The organism is Rhodoferax sp. SPJ21, assembly GCF_058216335.1.
Genome location: NZ_JBYZMO010000004.1, coordinates 13,353 through 32,842, shown reverse-complemented (window position 1 = coordinate 32,842; position 19,490 = coordinate 13,353). Strand labels below are relative to the sequence as shown.

The following is a 19,490-nucleotide window of genomic DNA, read 5'->3' as shown; positions in this document are numbered from 1 at the left end:
TCGTAGCTACTTATGCATATTTCATTGGCGCTGAAGCGCTTTTTTTTAGTGTCTCTGAGTGCGGTTGCCCATGTGGCCAGCGCAGCCCCGGGGCAGGAGGTCCAGTTCAACAGCCTGGACGGCACCCGTTTGCGCGCTTGGCTTTTTCTGCCCGATACGCAGGGGCCGGCCACCCGTCCAGCGGTGATCGCCATGCACGGTTGCGGCGGCCTGTATGCCAAGGGTGGCAAGCTGAATGCCCGGCACCAGGCCATGGCCGATATGCTGCTGGGCCAGGGCTACGCAGTGCTGTTCCCCGACAGCCTGACATCGCGAGGGGAAGACTCGCTGTGCAAACAAAAGATGGCCCAGCGCGACATCACGCAGACCCAGCGCCGCAGCGATGCCCTGGGCGCGCTGGCCTGGGTCGCGGCCCAACCCTGGGCCCGCCCGAAGGCGATAGCGGCCCTGGGTTGGTCGCATGGCGGCAGCGCCGTGCTGGCCGCTACCGACCGTCGCCAGCCCGAGGTGGCGGCACAGCCCAATACCTTTGCCGCCGCCATTGCCTTCTACCCAGGCTGCGCCGCCGCCACCAAGGCCGGCTACCAGCCGAACACCCGCTTGATGCTGCTGCTGGGCGAGAGCGACGACTGGACGCCTGCCGCGCCGTGCATCACACTGGGCCAGGCGGTGGGGGCCGAGTTGCATGTCTACCCCGGCAGCTACCACGAGTTTGACAACCCCACGGGTGGCGTACGCCTGCTTCGCAACGTGCCCAATGGCGTGCACCCCGGCCAGGGCGTGCATGCTGGCCGCAACCCCGCAGCGCGCGAACAGGCCTATGCCAGCGTGCGCGAAGAGTTGCGTCAGACCCTGGGTACCGTTGCTACTAAATAAGTAGCATGTTGCGTAGGTTCTACCTGCGCTATGGGCTTATTGGACCGTAGGAAACCTGTTGGAGCCTGTTTACGATCTCCATCGACTCGCAGAGCGTGAAGAACACAAATACGCTGGGCTGCAGCCCAGCAGCAGAATTTTGGTCTGCTGGTAGTGGTCCATGATGCTGACCGGCGTGGATTCGGCAGGCTTGAGCACCACGCAGTTGCCGGCTCCGATGGCGGGCGCCAGCTTCCAGGCGGCCATCAGGGTCGGGCGGTTCCAGGGAGTGGCCTGACCCACCACGCCCAGGGGTTCGTGGAAGTGGTCGGAAATGGTGTTTTCGTCGATTTCGCTCAAAGCGCCTTCCGTGGCCGCAGGCAACCGGCAAAGTAGCGGAAATGCTCGATGGTCAGCGGAATATCGGCGTTCAGTGTTTCGCGGATCGGGTTGCCGGTGCCCACGGTTTGAGCGTAGGCCGGCTTTTCCAGGTGGGGCGTCCAATAGTGGCTGTGGCGAGGCTGTAACCAAGGGTTTGCCCTGGGGCGTTCGTAACCCACTGGTAACTGCCAGGCGGTACAAAATTGCAGTTAAGGGGTACCATGGAGGCTGTAATTTTGTTACCAAAAAACATGAAACTCCACCCCACCGTCAGCGCGGTCACAGACCGCATTCGCGCGCGCAGCGGGCCAACTCGCACCGCGTATCTGGAACGTCTTGAAGCCGCTGCACAGCGCAAGCCGGGTGCCGAGCGCATGGGCTGCGCCAATGTGGCCCACGCATTTGCCGGTATGCCGAACAACGACAAGTTCAAGGTGGTTGCCGAAAAAGCGCTGAACATCGGCATCGTGACGGCCTACAACGACATGTTGTCGGCCCACAGCCCGCTGCTTACGTACCCGGAGCTGGTGAAGGCTGAGGCCCGCTTGCACGGCGCCACGGCCCAGGTCGCAGGTGGTGTTCCCGCCATGTGCGACGGCGTGACGCAAGGCACGCCAGGCATGGAACTCAGCCTGTTCAGCCGGGATGTCATCGCCATGGCCACTGCGGTCGCGCTGAGCCACGATATGTTCGATGCCGCCCTGATGCTGGGTGTGTGCGACAAGATCGTGCCAGGTTTGCTGATTGGTGCGCTACAGTTTGGCCATTTGCCCATGGTGTTTGTGCCTGCGGGTCCGATGCCGTCTGGCCTGTCCAACAGCGCCAAATCCAAGGTGCGCGAACAAGCCGCCCAAGGGCTGGTGGGGCGTGCGGAGCTGCTGGAGGCCGAATCGGCCGCCTACCACGCGCCCGGCACCTGCACCTTCTACGGCACCGCCAACAGCAACCAGATGCTGCTGGAAGCCATGGGCCTGCATGTACCCGGCACGGCCTTTGTGGCCCCAGGTGGTGCACTGCGTGATGAACTGACCCGCGAATCCACCCGCACGGTACTGGGCGCCGTCAAGTCCAAACGCTTTGCTCCCATTGGCAAGGTGGTGGACGAGCGCTGCATCGTCAACGCCATGGTGGCATTGGTTGCTACGGGCGGCTCCACCAACCATTTAATCCATTGGGTGGCGGTTGCCGCTTCAGCCGGCATCGTGATCGACTGGGACGACTTCAGTGCTTTGTCGGACGTGGTGCCCACGCTGTCGCATGTGTATCCGAACGGCAGCGCCGACGTGAACCAGTTCCAGGCCGCTGGTGGCCCCGGCTTCATCATCCGCGAGTTGCTGGATGCCGGTTTCATGCACGAAGACGTGCTGACCGTGCGTGCCGGTGGCATACGTGAATACACAGGCGTGCCGGAACTGGCCGGTGACAGCCTGAAGTGGGAACCTGCGGGCCCATCCAAAGACACCAGCATCGTGCGTCCAGCCGCTGAGCCTTTCAGTGCCACGGGTGGCTTGAAGTTGCTGCAGGGCAACCTGGGCCGCAGCGTGATCAAGGCGTCCGCCGTGCCGGACGACCGTTATGTCATCGAAGCGCCTGTGCGCCTGTTTGATTCGCAAGAGGCACTCCATGTAGCCTTCAATGCCGGAGAGCTGAACCGTGACGTGGTCTGTGTGGTGCGTTGGCAGGGCCCGCAGGCCAATGGCATGCCCGAGCTGCACAAGCTGACACCACCGCTGGCCGTGCTGCAAGGCAAGGGCTACCGCGTGGCTCTGGTGACAGATGGCCGCATGAGCGGCGCATCCGGCAAAGTGCCCTCGGCCATCCACGTATCGCCCGAGGCCCTGGCTGGAGGCCCGCTTGCCAAGTTGCTGGATGGCGACGTGGTGCGCCTGGATGCAATTGCCGGCACTTTGCAGGCCCTGGTGCCTGATGGTGAATGGGCTGCGCGGCCATTGGCCACCATGCCCGACTCCCTGCGCGTGGCCAATGGGCTGGGCATGGGCCGTGAATTATTTTCGGGCATGCGCCGCAATGCCCTGACTGCAGAACAAGGAGCTCTCACATGGATGTAAACAAGAACGCAAGCGGCCGCTGGACAGCGCGCCAGGTTATGGAAGATGCGCCGGTGATCCCGGTCATTGTGCTGAACGACGTTGCCCATGCCGTGCCGTTGGCACGCGCCTTGGTGGCGGGTGGCATCCGCATGTTGGAAGTCACGTTGCGTACTCCGCAGGCACTGGAATGCATAGAGCGCATCGCCAAGGAAGTCCCTGAAGCGGTGATCGGTGCAGGCACCATCCGCAGTGCGGCAGATGCGGCAGCCGCAGCCAAGGCGGGTGCCTTGTTTGGCGTCAGCCCTGGCTATACCCGCGCGGTTGGTCAGGCCTGCCGTGACCTGGGCTTGGCACTGTTGCCCGGTGTGGCCACCGGTAGCGAGGTCATGATGGCGCAGGAAGACGGCTTTACCGAGTTGAAGTTTTTCCCCGCCATGCAAGCAGGTGGCCCGGCCATGTTGAAGGCCTGGAGCGGTCCGTTCTTTGATGTCAAGTTCTGCCCCACCGGTGGTGTGACCCTGCAGAACGCGTCAGATTTTCTGGCCTTGCCCAACGTGGTCTGCGTCGGTGGCTCTTGGATCGTACCGACAGATGCCATGAAGGCCGGCGACTGGGGCCGCATTACCCAGCTGTGTCTGGACACGGCAGCCCTGAAGAAGAAAGCGGCCTAAACAAGAGAATCAAAAAAGCGCCTTTTGAGGCGCTTTTTTTCAAACTGAAAACGGCCTTTGCGCCAGGAACTTACCCGCTGTGCCGAGCGTAAATAGGTTGGGCGACTGCGTGCGCGGCATATCCGCTTTCACGCGGGTATGAAACTGGCCGTAGTTGCCGACAAAACCACCCTGGTTCCAGACTTTCAGCACCTGCTCTGTGAAGGCTCCGTTGTGGTCGCCATCCATCGAGGTCTGGTTGTCCTGGCAACCAGAAATCAAGAGCACCGCTGGTTTGAATTTCTTCACGATGGCCGTGAGGCGGCTACTGGCCGCGACCTGGGCCAGCGCGGTGTCGGGGTCTACCGTTGCGGTGCCTGCGGCTTTGGCCACATCTTTTTGCAGCTTGTTATAGAAGGCCTGGTGGTCGCGGTAGACGCGCATGGCAACAGCGGTGGGCATCGCGCGTTCACGGGGTCCTGTTGGCCCGGCCCGGGTTACGGAGCCGCTGTGGCAGCTGTCAGACAGCACCAGAATGCGCACGCCCGCAGCGAACTGGCTGAGCTCGAAATACAGCTCGTCGTCAATCAGTTGGCCGTCGTACAGGCACCAGGTTTCGTCCTGTTTGTCGGCCTCGTCACCGTTGCTGTCGGGCACCTGGCCGCCGTGGCCCGAGTAGGTGAGGAAGAATAGGTCGCCGGCACGCAGGCTCTTGGCCGCATTGCGCATCGCCGCCAGGGCTTTGGCGCGGGTGCCCTGCCGGGTCAGCAAAACGGTGGACTTCATGCCCTGGGACTTGGCGATGGCCGCCATGTCGTTGGCATCAAACTCGCAGGCCGCTAGCGGCCCGGTCCAGCCCGAGTAGGCCGCGCCGCTGACGGCGTTCAGTCCGATGTGCAGCGACAGCGCTTTGGCCGCTGCGGGAGTGGTGGTTTTTGGGCTGGCCATGGTGTCCCCCGGGTGGTAGTTGGGGGGACATATTCCGCCCGCTTGTCGCTACCTGTCAAGCGGCGACGCAGGGCGGGGGCGCGGCTTTATTACAACCCGGTGCCGCCGGCGTGTTCCGCCCGCTGGATCAGTTCAATCTTGTAGCCATCGGGGTCGGTCACAAAGGCAATCACGGTGCTGCCGCCTTTGACCGGGCCGGCTTCCCGCGTCACATTGCCGCCGGCCGCCTTGATCTTGGCGCAGGCCGCGTAGGCATCGGGCACGCCCAGGGCGATGTGGCCGAACGCCGTACCGGGCTCATAGCTGCTGACGCCATGGTTGTAGGTCAGCTCAATCTCGGCATGGTCCGGGTTGCTGCCGTAGCCCACGAAGGCCAGCGAGTATTTGTATTCGGTGTTCTCGGAAGTGCGCAGCAGTTGCATGCCCAGCACTTCGGTGTAGAACTGGATGGATCGCTGCAAATCGCCAACGCGCAGCATGGTATGGAGGAGTCGCATGGTGGGGCCTTGTAATGGGAAAAGGGTAGGGCGCAAATACTAACGGCTTGCTATTTAACTGTTGCGATGCAGGGTATGGATTTTTGATGGGAAAACAGGCTCTGGCGCAGGTAATGTCTGCGCAAGTAGCTACAAAAAAATAGCAAATAAAAAAGGCGCATGCCCTGGAGCATGCGCCTTGCGTTGTAGATCCAAAATGCTCTATATTTTATAGCGCTTCCCGCTGTTGCGATCTGCGCTAGAGCCTTGAAATCTACTTGAAATTTTCTGGATTAACGGCCGAAAGAACCGCGCGAACCGCCGCCGGGCCCCCGGGAGCCGCCGCCGTTGCCGCGACCGCCACCACCATAGCCGCCGCTGTTTCCGCCGCCGTAGCCACCACCACCGTTACGGTTGCCGCCACCAAAGCCGCCACGGCGACCACGGTCCAGCATGCTGTCTACGCTGGTGCGCATGGGGTCTGGTTGACCGCCCTGGGTCGCGCGAGGTGCAGGCGCCTGGCCGCCCATGGATGCCGAGCGGGTGTGATCAGGCTGTGCGCCACCACCGTAGCCGCCGCCATAACCACCGCCGCCACCGCCGTAGCCACCGGAGCGAGCACCGCCGTTGCTGCCACCGGGACGCGGGCCACGGCCACCTTGCGGCGGACGTGCACCTTGCGGACGGGGAGGCGCCATGCCATCGCCTTGGGGCGCACTGCGTGGGCCGCCGCGCGGGGCGTTACGGCCACCGCCATTGCCAGCACGCTGGCCACCGTCGCCTTGCGAGGCCTTGTTTTCGCGCACGCGCTGCAGCATTTCGGTACGTGCCGCCTTGGCTGCGGCTTGCATCACGTCACGGCTAGGTGGCTTGCCAGCGCCGCCCCAGATGGTCTGGCGGCCCATGGCGATGGGCTCGGCGCGTTCGCCTGGTTCAGGCATGAAACCTTCAATGACTTGCACGGCAATTTCTTGCTTGGTGAAGCGCTCGATGTCTTGCATGAAGCCTTCTTCGTCCAGGCACACCAGGTTGACGGCTGCGCCTTCGGCACCCGCGCGGCCAGTACGGCCGATGCGGTGCACATAGTCTTCGCAGACATTCGGGATTTCGTAGTTAACGACGTGGGGCAGGTCGTCAATATCGATGCCACGGGCCGCGATGTCGGTGGCCACCAGGGCGCGCACATCGCCGCTCTTGAAGCCTTGCAGTGCCTGGGTACGGGCGGACTGGCTCTTGTTGCCGTGCAGCGCCATGGCGGTGATGCCGTTCTTTTCCAGGAATTCGGCCACGTTGTTGGCGCCGAACTTGGTGCGGGTGAACACCAGCACCTGGCTCCACTTGTGTTCGTTGATGATGTGGGCCAGCAAAGCCTTCTTCTTGCCGCGACCCACCGGGTGGATCACCTGGGTGATGCGCTGCACGGTGGTGTTGCGCGGCGTGACTTGCACGCTTTGCGGATTCTTCAGCAGGGTGGCAGCCAGATCGCGGATTTCATCGCTGAAAGTGGCCGAGAACAACAGGCTTTGCTTGTCCTTGGGCACAGCGGCCAGCACCTTCTTCACGTCGTGGATGAAGCCCATGTCCAGCATACGGTCGGCTTCATCCAGCACCAGGATTTGCACCTGGCCCAGGTCTAGCATGCCTTGCTGCATCAGGTCCAGCAGGCGGCCGGGGGTGGCCACCAGAACGTCCACGCCCTTTTTGACCTTGGTGATTTGCGGGTTCATGCCCACGCCACCAAAGACTACGGTGGAGCTCAGCTCCAGGTATTTGCCGTAGGTTTGCACGGATTCTTCAACCTGGGCTGCGAGTTCGCGGGTGGGGGTCAGCACCAAGGCGCGAATGCCCTTGCCACCGAATTTGTTTTGCGCGGGAGCACTTTCGCTCAGACGCTGCAGCAGGGGCAGAGTGAACGCTGCTGTCTTGCCGGTGCCGGTTTGGGCGCCGCCCAGTAGATCGTGCCCAGCCAAGACGACCGGGATGGCCTGTGCTTGGATCGGTGTGGGCTCGGTATAGCCTTGCTCTTGCACGGCCTTCAGAATGGCCGGGGCCAGATTCAGTTCTTCAAAGTTCATTTTGTTGCGCCCGTCCTGGGCGCTTGGAAGCCTGGCCTATCGCCCGTACAGTCAACACGGGCACCAATCAAAGGCAGACATTTTTTAAAAATGGACGCAAAACAAGTCGTTTTGGCCCCCAGCGAAGTGCTGGCGTTGCAGCCAATTGGAATGCCGCAACAGGTAGATTGTCGCATGCTGGGATAATCAGGGTCCGCCCGACTAGTTTCGGCAGATTTTTTTGCACTAACCAGACCTTCAAAACAGATGGCTCAATACGTTTTTTCCATGAACCGCGTCGGCAAGATCGTGCCGCCCAAGCGCCACATTCTTAAAGACATTTCTCTCAGTTTCTTCCCTGGCGCCAAGATCGGCGTACTAGGTACCAACGGCTCCGGCAAGTCCACCTTGCTGAAGATCATGGCCGGTCTGGACAAGGAAATTGAAGGCGAAGCCATCCCCATGGCCGGCCTGAACATCGGCTATTTGCCGCAAGAACCCCAATTGGACCCGACCCAGACCGTGCGCGAAAGCGTCGAAGCCGGCATGGGCAAGGTGTTTGCCGCCAAGGCCCGTCTGGAAGAGGTCTACACCGCCTACGGCGAAGAAGACGCTGACTTTGACGCCCTTGCCGCCGAGCAGGCTGAGCTGGAAGCCATCATCGCCACCGCCGGAACTGATTCCGAGCACCAACTGGAAATCGCCGCCGACGCGCTGCGCCTGCCGCCTTGGGACGCCAACATTGGTGTGCTGTCCGGCGGTGAAAAGCGCCGTGTGGCGCTGTGCCGACTGCTTCTGAGCAAGCCCGACATGCTGCTGCTTGACGAACCCACCAACCACTTGGACGCTGAATCGGTGGACTGGCTGGAGCAATTCCTGCAGCGCTATTCCGGCACCGTGGTGGCCATTACCCATGACCGCTACTTCCTGGACAACGCGGCAGAGTGGATTTTGGAACTGGACCGTGGCTCCGGCATCCCTTACAAGGGCAACTACTCCGACTGGCTGACGCAAAAGGGCGCTCGCTTGGAAGCCGAGCAAAAGGGTGAAGAAGCCCGCGCCAAGGCCCTCAAGAAGGAATTGGAATGGTCGCGCCAGAACCCCAAGGCCCGCCAGGCTAAGAGCAAGGCCCGTCTGGCCCGCTTCGAGGAATTGAGCGACTTCGAATACCAGAAGCGCAACGAAACCAATGAAATCTTTATCCCGGTGGCCGACCGCCTGGGCCATGAAGTGATCGAATTCACCAACGTGACCAAGTCCTTTGGCGACCGCGTGCTGATCGACAACCTGAGCTTCAAAATCCCCGCTGGCGCCATCGTCGGCATCATCGGCCCCAACGGCGCCGGTAAATCCACGCTGTTCAAGCTGATTGCGGGCAAGGAAAAAGCCGACTCGGGTGAAGTAAAGATCGGCCAGACCGTGAAGATGGCCTTTGTGGACCAGCACCGTGACGATTTGTCGAATGAAAAAACTGTCTGGGAAGACGTGTCCGGCGGACTCGACATCCTGAACGTGGGCAAGTTCCAGATGGCCAGCCGTGCCTACTGCGGCCGCTTCAACTTCAACGGTGCGGACCAGCAGAAGAAAGTCGGCATGTTGTCCGGTGGCGAGCGTGGCCGTTTGCACCTGGCCAAGACCTTGATCGCCGGGGGTAACGTGCTGATGCTGGATGAGCCGTCGAACGACTTGGACGTGGAAACCCTGCGCGCGTTGGAAGACGCGCTGCTGGAATTCGCCGGCACCATGCTGGTGATCTCCCATGACCGCTGGTTCCTGGACCGTATCGCCACCCACATCCTGGCAGCTGAAGGCGATAGCCAGTGGACCTTCTTCGACGGAAACTACCAAGAGTACGAAGCTGATAAGAAGAAGCGACTGGGTGAGGAGGGTGCCAAGCCCAAGCGCATGCGCTACAAGGCTTTGAAGTAAGCACACCCCCAGGCTTGCCCACTGCGTGTGGCAGCGCCACCCCCCTTGCAGGGGGGCAACTGCAGCGGCCTGGCAAAGCCAGTTCCGCGCAGTTCACGAAGGGGCGTCGCTTCGCTTGCACTTGGATAAAAACGGCCCGTTTATGCGGGCCGTTTTTATTTATGGCCGTTTACGGCTCTGCTTTTCCGTCTGACTCCGATGATTTGGGCCAGCTCGCCAGCAAGCGCCTGCGCACGGCTTCGATGTTGTTGCGCAGGGCGTATAGCTCGTCGGTGTAAGACAGAGGTACGGCGATTCCGTGGGTCACACGGTCGAGCTCATCGAGTTCGTTGAGTAGGGCCTCGCGGTCGCCGTTGCGGGCATCGACCTTGGTTTCGATTTCGCGCAGCCGGGCGTACCAGCGGAACACGCGGCTGCGGACGCGGAACTGGTACAGCGGCGGCACGATTTTTGAAAGCGGCAGCATCAGTACCAACAGGCCGCCGAGGACCAGCCACATACGTTCGATTAGATTGCTGGCCCAGAACGGCAGGTAGCGCTGCCAGAACGACGGCGTGCCGTTAATGGCTCGGTCACCTTCGGCACTGACTGGCAATTCGCTGGTGCGGGTATTCGGAAAGTCGCGAGCGCGGTTGAACCAGCCGGCACCGCTGTGCATAGTTTGCGCACTTTGTGCAAACAGCTGGCGCAGGGCGGGGTGCGTCTGGTCACTGGAAATCAGCGAGGTGGTGGCGGCAAGCAGGGCCACGTCGTGCGGCGGCATGTCGGCAGCCAGATCTACTACGCCGCGCGGTAGTGTGACGGCCGAAAGAAAGGCAAATCGCCTGGCGTACGCTTCGCTTTGACCGAAGTCCATTAGCTGGATGCCGCGGGCGCGTAACAGGCGTTGCACCAGCGGGGATTGCGGCGCCGACGCCAGCGCAATTGCATCAACCTTGCCTGCCAGCAGAGCCTCAACAGCAGGCGCCGGCTCCAGGTTAGATAGCCGCAGCGTGCGGAACTCGATGTGGTTGGCCTCGAACATCTTCTCCATGATGTCGGGCACACCGCTGCCTTGGTTGTCAATGTTGATGCGTAGACTTTTTAGTTGTGGGATTGTTGTCAGTGCAGCGGTATTCAAGTCGATTTTTCGAGCCGAGTCGATGCGGTAGAACAACCACAGCGGCTCGTAGAACAGGCTGCCCAGTGAGACCAGGCCGGCTTCTTCGTCAGCTACCGGGTCGGCGCTACCGCCGCGTACAAAACCGACGTCGGCCTCACCGTTGCGCAGCATCTGGAGATTGTCCGCTGCACCGTCTGTGGCCTTTAGCACGACTTCGATGCCGCTGGCCTTGAGCGCGCTGGCATAGCGCTTGCCGAATTCGGCATAGGCGCTGCCGGCGGGGCCGGTGGCCAGAGTCACGGTTTTTGGCGGCTGCGGGTCGAGGTACCAGTAGGCGGCAAGCAGCGAGCCGATCGCGATGAACACCACTGGCCCAGCGGAAACGATCAGGTCACGTAGAGACAGCAGGATCAGCTTTAATGTCTTGGGCATGGCTCGTTGGCTATCTGGAGAGGTCGACGGCTGAGTGAATCATGTCGGACCGTGGCGACAGCTGCAGCCATTCCTCAAAGTCCTGCAGTGGCAGCGGGCGAGCAAAAAAGTAGCCCTGGTAAGCGTCGCAACATTCTGTTGCCAAAAATCGCCGCTGTTCCATGGTTTCCACGCCTTCTGCAATGACACTCAGTCCAAGGCTGTGCCCCAGGGTGATGACGGTCCGGGCGATGGCAGCATCCTTGGGATTTGTGAGCAGGTCTTGTACAAATGACTGGTCTATTTTCAACTGGTCCAGCGGCAGGCGCTTTAAATAGGCCAATGATGAATAGCCGGTGCCGAAGTCATCTAGCGAAAAGCCCACGCCGTGGGCTTTGAGCGCATGCATCTTGTCGCTGGTTTCATTTACGTCATCCACCAACAAGCTTTCTGTCAGCTCTAGTTTCAATTTGTGAGCAGGTGCGCCAGTGTTCTGCAATATGTGCAGCACGGACTCCACAAAATCGGCTTGCCGAAACTGCCGCGCACTGACGTTGACTGCCAGGCTGAGCTCTTGGGTGAGCGGGCTTTGGCTCCATTGCTTAAGCTGCATACACGCCGTATGCAAAACCCAATGGCCTAGGGGCAATATCAGTCCAGAATCTTCGGTCAGCGGGATAAATTCAGACGGAGATATATAGCCGCGCTCTGGGTGCGGCCAGCGCAGTAAGGCTTCTGCACCAACAACTTGGCCTTGCCGATCTACCTGTGCCTGGTAATGCAGTACAAACTGCTGCTGCGCCAAGCCCCGGCGTATATCGGCTTCCAGCTTCACCCTGGCGTTTACGACAGCCTGCATTTGCGGATCATAGAAGCGCAGCGTGTTGCGTCCTGCTGATTTGGCTTGGTACATCGCCAGATCAGCTTGCTTCAGCAGCTCGTCGGTGCTGTCTTGCTGGCCAAAGTACAGTGTTACACCCATACTGGCAAAAATTTGATGCTCATGCGATCCTAGCTGGTAGGGTTGACTGATCGATTGCAGAATTTTTTCGCCTACGGCTTCGGCGTGGGCCGCCGCTTCGGCGTTATAGCTGCTGAGCTGGGTCAGCAGCACCACGAACTCGTCGCCCCCCAAGCGCGCCACCGTATCGATTTCACGCACGCATTCGGTCAATCGGATTGCGACCTGCTGCAATAGCAGGTCACCCACATCGTGCCCTAGCGTGTCGTTGAGGGTTTTGAAGTTGTCCAAGTCAATCACTTGCAGTGCACCGCATTGGCCATTGCGAACACCCAAGCCCATTGCTTGGCGTAATCTGTCCAACAATAAGCGTCGATTGGGCAGATGGGTTAGGGGGTCGTAGAAAGCGAGCTTGTTGATTTCTTCTTCCGCCGCTTTGCGCTGCGTGATGTCGTTGAAGGTGTTGACGAAGTGGGTGATCTTGCCATTTTTGTCGTGCACAGCGGTCACGGTGCGGGAGTCTGGGTAAATATCGCCATTTTTGCGTTTGTTCCACACGTCACCACGCCAGCTACCCTGTGTTTCCACGGTATCCCACATGTTTTGGTAGAAAGCCCTGTCGTGTCTACCCGAATTGAGTATGTGCAGACTTTTACCAATAGCCTCGTGTTCGGTGTAGCCAGTGATGTGGGTAAATGCCGGGTTGCAGCGCAATATCTGACGCTGTGCATCGGTAATTGCCAGGCCGTCTTGGGCATTAAAAGCCGTTGCTGCGATACGTAGATCCAGCTCGGCTTGCATGCGTAGCGTGATATTTCGCGCCAGCACAATGAAGCGGGGCTCGGCATGGCCGGGAATGTCTTTACGAGCTACCGAAATTTCAAACCATAAAAGGTTGTACCGCAACTGGAGCTCGAACTGGCCGCCTTCCGAGTGGCCGTTTAGTCGGGCATCTTCCAGCCCGGCCGCAATCACTTTTCCGGCATCGGCGGGCAAGACCTGCATCACGTTTTTACCCAAAAAATGTTCAAGAGGAATATCCGACAGCAAAGCCCGGGGAAGCCGGCAATCATGCACAGTGCCGTCTGGACCTAGCTCAAACAATAGATCGGGAATAGCGTCCAGCGTGGCTTCTAATTTGGTTTGCGTCGCCGAAATTTCTTGGGTGCGGGCAACGACCTGTGCTTCTAAGCTTTGCTCCTGTCGTTTGAGCTGGAGCATCAGTTGGGCCAGCCAGGCGATCGTGGTGCTCAGCAGCAGACCCAGTGCAATTTCAGACGCCAAAGCCCCGAGGTCACCCCAGCCGTTGACCGGTGTGGCACTCAGCACCCACCGTCCATTGGGCACCAGGATGTTGCGGTCTACGGGGTCATGTAAAAACTGGTTGCCGGCACCTGTGATGCTTTGCCTTTTAAGGGTATCTGGATGTATGCGCCATAGTTCATAGGCGATGCCTTGTTCCTGCAGTTGCGAGATGCCGCTGCCGGCCAATGCTTCGGGGACCCGGATTACGACAGATATAAATCCCCAAAAACTGTCTTGCTGGGGGGACGCGAGGGTAGGTGTTGGCAAATACACCGGCAATCGCCCCACAAGCCCCAATCCGCCTTGCACCAGGTTGAGGGGGCCAGCCAAGGTCAATTCGCGGGTTGCGATTGCTCGTGCCGCCTCCTTGCCTTGTACGGGGTCTTCGAGTTGATTGAACCCCATGGTGGCCTCGTTACCCGCCAGAGGCACTACGCGATTGACCACGCCATTGGGTGACAGGCTGAACATGGTCACACCAGGGTAAAGGTGCAACATTTCTTCGCCTACACCCTCAAAGTTCGGGAATTCCCCCCCAGCCTGGTGCACCATAGCCGACAGCGCGTAAGCGCTGGACAAAGCCCGCTCAATGGTTGCCTGGATTGCATGGGCACGGTCAGCTACAACGCTATCTACATGCGCGCGCTGGCTTTGAATGCGGCGCTGCTCCAGGTTCCATATCAACAGAGCTGCCGCCATGGCGGTCAGCATAAACACCGCAAGGCCGAGCAACCATATGGGGATGGTGCGCAGCAAGCGTGTGGGGTACGTAATCTTCATGACGCAAGGCGTAGTGGTTGTTCTGTTTCTTGTAGACGGGGGACTCGCAGCGCTGACTATATAGCTTGGGTATATGGCAGCACTTCGAAGAGAGTAAGTGGCGGAGACAGCTCAGCTAGAGCTCCGTTAGAGCTCCCAAACTGCAGCACATCGCCAGCGAGAAATGGAGTAGCGTCAACGTACTGGCGATATCGCTTTCAGTGCTAATTGTCCCCGTCTAACGCAAGGAATTACCTCTTTAATTGAACGCATTGATGCGTTCACATTCCGACAAACGGGGTTAGGCTTAGGCACGGGCTCTTGCTAGCCAGCTGGAGCACCTGTGAGGTCATTCATGCCGCAGCGCCTCGATCGGGTCCATCTGTGCCGCGCGCCTTGCCGGGAAGTAGCCGAACACCACTCCGATAGCTGCCGAGAAAAGCATCGACAGCAGGTTGATCGCCGGATCGAACGCAAATGGCACGCCCATTGCCCTGGATAGCACGTAGGAGGCAGCGGTGGCGACGATGATGCCGACCAAGCCCCCCAGTGCCGAAAGCACCACGGCCTCGATCAAAAACTGCAGCAGCACCTCGCTTTCCAGTGCGCCGACCGCCAGGCGTAGGCCGATCTCGCGCGTACGCTCAGTCACGCTCACCAGCATGATGTTCATGATGCCGATCCCGCCCACCAGCAGGCTGACCGCCGCCACTGCGCCCAGCAGCGTGGTGAGTACCTGGGTCGTTCCCGCCAGTGTGTCGGCTAGTTGCTGTGTATCGAAGATGTTGAAGTTGTCGTCGTCGCTCTCGGTCAGCTTGCGACGCTCGCGCAGCAATTGGCGCAGGCTCGCCTTCAGCGGGGCGCTGTCACTACCGTCCTGCATGGCAACCAGTAGCGTACCAACCTTGCGGCTGCCGGTTACGCGGCGCTGCAGGGTATGCAGTGGCACGACCACCACATCGTCCTGGTCGCCCATGCCGCCCTGGCCTTTGGCGGCCAGGATCCCGATGACGTCGCAAGAGAACTGCTTGACGCGCAATTGAGCGCCGAGGCCTGTCTGGCCAACCGTGCCACCATAGATCTCGCGCCTCACAGTCTCCCCGATGACACACACTGCGGCACCCGCACGCTGCTCGTCGGGGTCGAAGATGCGTCCTCCGGCGAGTACCCAGTTTCCGGTGGTGAACCACGCATTGCTGCTGCCGGTGACGCTGGTGGCCCAGCTGCGTCCATTTGCCACGACGGTAACGCTTGCTGTACCTTGCGGTGCGACGGCCCCCACTCCCCCGATCTGTGCGACGATGGCCTCTGCGTCAGCTTCAGTGAACTGCGGCACACCACCGCCGCCGCCTCCGCCAAAGCCCCGCTGGCCCGGCCTGACCATCAGCAGGTTGGTGCCGAGGCTGGAGATTTGGGTCTGAATCGCCAGTGTGGCGCCGTTACCCAGCGTAACCATGGTGATGACGGCACTCACGCCGATCACGATTCCAAGGATAGTCAGGAACGAGCGCAGAAAGTTGCGCTGTACCGAATGCAGGGCAAGTATGAAGACACTGGCCAGCATCAGGTGCTCTGCTCGGCCGTCAGGCCGATGGGTGCCGCCGTCACTGGATACGGGTTGGCTGCATCCAGGGCGATAGCCCCATCGACGAAATGCACCATGCGGCGCGCATACGCTGCCATGTCGGGCTCGTGCGTCACCATCAGTACGGTGATGCCGTGGTCGCGGTTCAGTGCCAGCAGCAGCCCCATAATTTCATGGCTGCGCTGGGTGTCGAGGTTGCCCGTGGGCTCGTCAGCCAGCACCACGGCGGGCTGGGTGACGATGGCTCGCGCGATTGCCACGCGCTGCTGTTGCCCGCCGGAGAGTTCGGCCGGAGTATGCTGCTCCCAGCCTCCTAGGCCAACCGATTGCAAAGCTTTGGTAGCAGCGGCGCGGCGCAAGCTAGCACTGTCGCCGCGGTACAGCAGCGGCAGCTCCACATTTTCCTGCGCAGTCGTGCGCGCCAGCAGGTTGAATCCCTGGAACACGAATCCCAGGTAGCGGCGCCGCAGCAGTGCACGTTGGTCGCGTGATATTGCTTCCACGTGAGCGCCCTTGAAGAGGTACTGGCCCGAGCTCGGCGTATCCAGGCAGCCCAGGATGTTCATCGCGGTCGATTTTCCCGAGCCGCTGGGGCCCATGATTGCGACGAATTCGCCGGCGGCGATGTCGAGGGCGATGCCCTTGAGCGCCATCAGCGTGGTGGGGCCATTGCCATAGCGCTTGGTAACGCCGCGGAGCTGGATCAGCGGCAGTGGGGTGGGTGGCATCGGACTCGCCGGCGCCGCCTGGGGCGTGGCCGGATTCATTTCGCCTGCGCCATTTTTTGATCGGTGATCACCTGCATGCCGGTTGCTAGCCCGCCGCCGGTGATCTCGGTCATGTGGCCGTCACTGACGCCAGGGACCACCGCCACAGCCACGGCTGTACCGTCGCGCAACACCCACACCTGTTTGGCGTTGGCGGTGCTGGCACTGGCGGCGGCCGGGCGCCGGTTGTTGGTACCAGGCATGCGCGGCAACAGACTGGCGGTGATGCTTTTGGCGGCCGTCTGCCTAGCGGCGGCGCTGGGAGTGAATCGCAACGCGGTGTTGGGCACCAGCAGCACGTCGTGGCGCTGGGTGGCAGTGATGGTGGCCGTGGCGGTCATGCCCGGCCGCAGGCTCAGGTCGGCATTGTCCACGTCCAGGTAGGTGAGGTAGGTGACCACGTTGTCGGTGACGGTCGAGCCGAACCCCACCCTGGTGATGTGCGCTGGATAGCTTCGGCTCAGGTAGGCACTGACGGTGAAGGTCGCGCTTTGACCCAGCTGAACGGCGCCGACATCGGCCTCGTCTACATAGACCCACAGCCGCAGCCGATGCAGATCCTCTGCGAGTGTGAATAGCGTCACTGCCTGCAAAGAAGCGGCCACTGCAGTGCCTGGCTCCACTGTACGGGTCAGCACCACGCCATCGGCCGGCGCGGTGATAGAGGCTTTCGACAGGTTAGTCTGGTCTGTGGACAGTGCCGCCTGCGCGTCGTTGATGCCGGCCTGGGCACTTGAATTGTCCGCTACGGCCCGGGCGAGCGTGGCGCGGCCGGTGTCGAGTTCGGCCTTGGAGGGCACCTTGCCGTCCGACAGCTTCTCCACTTCCTCAAGCCGGCCCAGTGCGGCCAGGGCTTCCTGGACGGTGGCGCCGGTCTGGCCGACCTTGGCCCTGGCGGCGGCCAGCGTGGCTTGGGAACGCAGGATCTGGTCGCGCAGCTTGGCGGTATCCAACACCAGCAGTACTTGACCCTTTTTGATCTTGTCGTTGACATCGACGTTGACTTTCAGCACTGTGCCCGAGAGTTCTGAGCCGATGTTGATGGAACGCGTCGGCTGGATGGTGCCGTTGGCGGTCACTAACAGGCTCAGGTCCCCGCGTGCGACAGACTGTGTGGTGTAGCTTGGTACAGCTTGGGCCGCACGGTTTGCCCACCACCACCATCCGCCCGCTGTTGCCAGCAGCGCGGCCGCCGCCAGCAGCCACGGCGTAGGGCGGCTGTACCAGGCCTTGGGTGGCGGCTCGTCGAGCAGCACGGCGAGGTTAGTGGCACCGCTACGTGTGTCAGCGGTGTCGGAGGTGGTAGGCGCTGGTGTGGTCACGGCGTGTTGGTTCGGCTGGTTTGGTTGGGGACGGGTTCCATGTGATCGGAGCTCCAGGCGCCGCCGAGAGCCTTGTACAGGCGTACATGGTCGCTACTGACGTCGGCGCGGGCGCTGGCCACACTATCCTGCGTGCCGAGTTGCATGCGTTGCGTTTCCAGCACGGTCTGGAAGTCCACCAGCCCGCTGCTGTACCGCTGGCTTGCCATCCGGGCTGCAGAGGTGGCGGCCTCGGCCGCTTGGCCGAGACTGGTCAGGCGAAGGCGGTCGCCACGCAGCGCGGCCAAGGCATCCTCGACCTCCTTTAAGGCCAGCAGCACGGCCGCGCGATAGGCCTGCCGCGCCTGTTCGAGGGCTGCCTGCTGAACATCCACCTGGGCGCGGGCCAGGCCGCCGTCGAACACCGGCCAGTCCACGCTGGCCAGCAGACTGCCGACCACCGAGGCGCCGTTGGTCAGGCTACCCAGCGTCAATGCGCTGAGGCCCAGCGTCCCGCCTAGGGTGAAATTGGGCCAGCGCTGGGCTTCGGCTTGGCTGACCCGGGCCTGTGATGCGATTACCTGCTGTTCTGCGGCGCGCACATCTGCACGCTGTCGCAACGTCTCGGCCGGTATGCGCCAGGCCAGCCCGTCGCTGGCCTGCGGTAGTTCGTGTCCAGCAACCAGCACGGCGGAAAGCGACGCTGGGGGTTGGCCGATGAGGACCGCCAGTGCGTGGCTCGCCTGTGCGATGGCGGTTTCCAGTGCCGGCAACAGCGCGCTCGTTTGCTCGGCGGCGGACCGCGCCTGTTCGGATTCAAGTGCCGTTACCAGGCCAGCCTGTTCGCGCCAGAGAGTGATCTGCAGTGTCTCCTGCTGGCTCGCCAGGTTCTCGTTGGCGATGGCCCGCCGCACCTGGGTGTAGCGCACCGTGATGTAGGCTAGTGCTGCTTCCGCGGCTATCGACACCTGAACATCGCCAAGGCTTGCCGCGCTGGCACGGGCCGTGGCCTCCGTCACTGCGAGCGCGCTGCGGTTGGCTCCGAATAGATCGAGCTCCCAGTTAGCGTCCACGCCGGCCTGGAAGCTATTACCGGTGCTGCGCTCGTCGCCCAGGGCTGCACTGGTGGCACTACGGCGCTGGACCGATGCCGTGCTGGCTAGCGTGGGCCGCAACGAGGCGGCGGCGACATCGCGCAGCGCCCTTGCCTGGCGCAGTGCAGCCTGCGCGCTCGCTACGCTGGTGTTGGCATGTAATGCCTGCACCACCAGCCGTGCCATCAAAGGGTCATCGAAACGTAGCCACCAAACGCCGGGGGATGCAGTGCCGGCCTCCAATGCGGCTGCTTCGGTGGGGGGTGTCCATGCAGCGGGTATATCAACGGCCGAAGTCTTGGTGACCAACGGTGCGACCGGCGCGCAACCGATCACATGCAGCATCAGGCAGAGCGCTGCCGCCAGGGCATAGGCCCTTGGCGCAAGGACCATGCAGAAGTTGAGGCAATGTTTCAGGCGGACACCTCGTTGGCCTTGGCGTTGGCGGCGATTCGGCCCTGGGGGGCGTGTGGCTGTGTGGCGGTACTTTCTGGCGGGGAAGCGCTCGCCGATCTCAGCGTCAGCAGTACATGGGCGGGGCGCATCGGCGGGCGGTTGAAGTGGGTGCAAATACCGCCATCAGAAAGGGGGAATGCCATGGCGGCGAGTAAACCGACGCGCCCGGCCACAACGTAGGCCTTCCGTACAAAAAACATGGTGTCGACTTTCTGTTGATAGATGCGCTGCCCCGAGCCATGTGCGACAGCACGCAGGGCGTTCGTCGCTTGGTTCGTCAACGCAATGCTCAGTTCGGCCGCACATAGGATGCGATGTAATGTCGCCTTGAAGTTAGACCAAGCTACTTCAGTGGTCTGTGCGGTAGGCAACACGGGTATTACGCAGCATGTAGTGGGGTTGGGC

General features: G+C 61.4%; 14 protein-coding genes and 1 pseudogene. 4 read left to right on the top strand and 11 right to left on the bottom strand.

Going from position 1 to position 19,490, the window contains the following annotated elements:
• Positions 1 to 12: 12 nt before the first annotated feature.
• Complete coding sequence (locus AC4BBN_RS19475; RefSeq protein ID WP_490593676.1) at positions 13 to 876, top strand: dienelactone hydrolase family protein; 864 nt, start codon at positions 13 to 15, stop codon at positions 874 to 876.
• Positions 877 to 1,038: 162 nt separating this feature from the next.
• Here the strand turns inward: AC4BBN_RS19475 and AC4BBN_RS19470 are convergent.
• A pseudogene (locus tag AC4BBN_RS19470) lies at positions 1,039 to 1,349 on the bottom strand (aldehyde dehydrogenase family protein); the annotation flags it as partial.
• Positions 1,350 to 1,487: 138 nt separating this feature from the next.
• Between AC4BBN_RS19470 and edd the strand changes: the two are divergent.
• Together edd and eda are read left to right on the top strand one after the other, a co-directional pair.
• Positions 1,488 to 3,305 carry a phosphogluconate dehydratase gene (gene edd, locus AC4BBN_RS19465; protein ID WP_490593675.1) on the top strand — a complete coding sequence of 606 codons (1,818 nt, stop codon included), beginning with the start codon at positions 1,488 to 1,490 and terminating at the stop codon, positions 3,303 to 3,305.
• Complete coding sequence (gene eda / locus AC4BBN_RS19460; RefSeq protein ID WP_490593674.1) at positions 3,296 to 3,958, top strand: bifunctional 4-hydroxy-2-oxoglutarate aldolase/2-dehydro-3-deoxy-phosphogluconate aldolase; 663 nt, start codon at positions 3,296 to 3,298, stop codon at positions 3,956 to 3,958. Before edd ends, eda begins: the two co-directional genes overlap by 10 nt.
• Before the next feature lie 39 nt (positions 3,959 to 3,997).
• Here the strand turns inward: eda and AC4BBN_RS19455 are convergent, their stop codons facing one another.
• The 3 genes from AC4BBN_RS19455 to AC4BBN_RS19445 all read right to left on the bottom strand — a co-directional run bounded on the left by AC4BBN_RS19455 (position 3,998) and on the right by AC4BBN_RS19445 (position 7,436).
• Positions 3,998 to 4,885 (bottom strand): caspase family protein, encoded by an 888-nt coding sequence (locus tag AC4BBN_RS19455; RefSeq protein WP_490593673.1) that lies wholly within the window; start codon positions 4,883 to 4,885, stop codon positions 3,998 to 4,000.
• 89 nt (positions 4,886 to 4,974) lie between these two features.
• A complete protein-coding gene (gene gloA / locus AC4BBN_RS19450; RefSeq protein ID WP_490593672.1) occupies positions 4,975 to 5,382 on the bottom strand; it encodes a lactoylglutathione lyase in 408 nt (135 codons plus the stop codon).
• 272 nt (positions 5,383 to 5,654) lie between these two features.
• Entirely contained in the window at positions 5,655 to 7,436 is a 1,782-nt protein-coding gene (locus AC4BBN_RS19445) for a DEAD/DEAH box helicase (protein ID WP_490593671.1), read from the bottom strand.
• 246 nt (positions 7,437 to 7,682) lie between these two features.
• Here AC4BBN_RS19445 and ettA point away from each other — a divergent pair, with 246 nt between their 5' ends.
• A complete protein-coding gene (gene ettA / locus AC4BBN_RS19440; protein ID WP_490593670.1) occupies positions 7,683 to 9,344 on the top strand; it encodes an energy-dependent translational throttle protein EttA in 1,662 nt (553 codons plus the stop codon).
• A 169-nt stretch (positions 9,345 to 9,513) separates the two neighbouring features.
• Here the strand turns inward: ettA and AC4BBN_RS19435 are convergent, their stop codons facing one another.
• The 7 genes from AC4BBN_RS19435 to AC4BBN_RS19405 form a co-directional block, all read right to left on the bottom strand.
• Positions 9,514 to 10,878, bottom strand: coding sequence for a TAXI family TRAP transporter solute-binding subunit (locus AC4BBN_RS19435; RefSeq protein WP_490593669.1), 1,365 nt, complete (start codon positions 10,876 to 10,878; stop codon positions 9,514 to 9,516).
• A gap of 10 nt (positions 10,879 to 10,888) precedes the next feature.
• Positions 10,889 to 13,879 (bottom strand): bifunctional diguanylate cyclase/phosphodiesterase, encoded by a 2,991-nt coding sequence (locus AC4BBN_RS19430; protein WP_490593668.1) that lies wholly within the window; start codon positions 13,877 to 13,879, stop codon positions 10,889 to 10,891.
• A gap of 352 nt (positions 13,880 to 14,231) precedes the next feature.
• The gene (locus AC4BBN_RS19425) at positions 14,232 to 15,446 is read right to left on the bottom strand and encodes an ABC transporter permease (RefSeq protein WP_490593667.1); all 1,215 of its coding nucleotides are present in this window, start codon (positions 15,444 to 15,446) and stop codon (positions 14,232 to 14,234) included.
• Positions 15,446 to 16,195: an ABC transporter ATP-binding protein gene (locus tag AC4BBN_RS19420; RefSeq protein ID WP_490593666.1), complete on the bottom strand. Its 750-nt coding sequence runs from the start codon at positions 16,193 to 16,195 to the stop codon at positions 15,446 to 15,448. Before AC4BBN_RS19420 ends, AC4BBN_RS19425 begins: the two co-directional genes overlap by 1 nt.
• 35 nt (positions 16,196 to 16,230) lie before the next feature.
• The gene (locus AC4BBN_RS19415; protein WP_490593665.1) at positions 16,231 to 17,556 is read right to left on the bottom strand and encodes an efflux RND transporter periplasmic adaptor subunit; all 1,326 of its coding nucleotides are present in this window, start codon (positions 17,554 to 17,556) and stop codon (positions 16,231 to 16,233) included.
• The gene (locus tag AC4BBN_RS19410) at positions 17,553 to 18,974 is read right to left on the bottom strand and encodes an efflux transporter outer membrane subunit (protein ID WP_490593664.1); all 1,422 of its coding nucleotides are present in this window, start codon (positions 18,972 to 18,974) and stop codon (positions 17,553 to 17,555) included. The genes AC4BBN_RS19415 and AC4BBN_RS19410 overlap by 4 nt, the downstream gene beginning before the upstream one ends.
• A 68-nt stretch (positions 18,975 to 19,042) precedes the next feature.
• A complete protein-coding gene (locus AC4BBN_RS19405; protein ID WP_490593663.1) occupies positions 19,043 to 19,285 on the bottom strand; it encodes a hypothetical protein in 243 nt (80 codons plus the stop codon).
• Between the last annotated feature and the right edge of the window lie 205 nt (positions 19,286 to 19,490).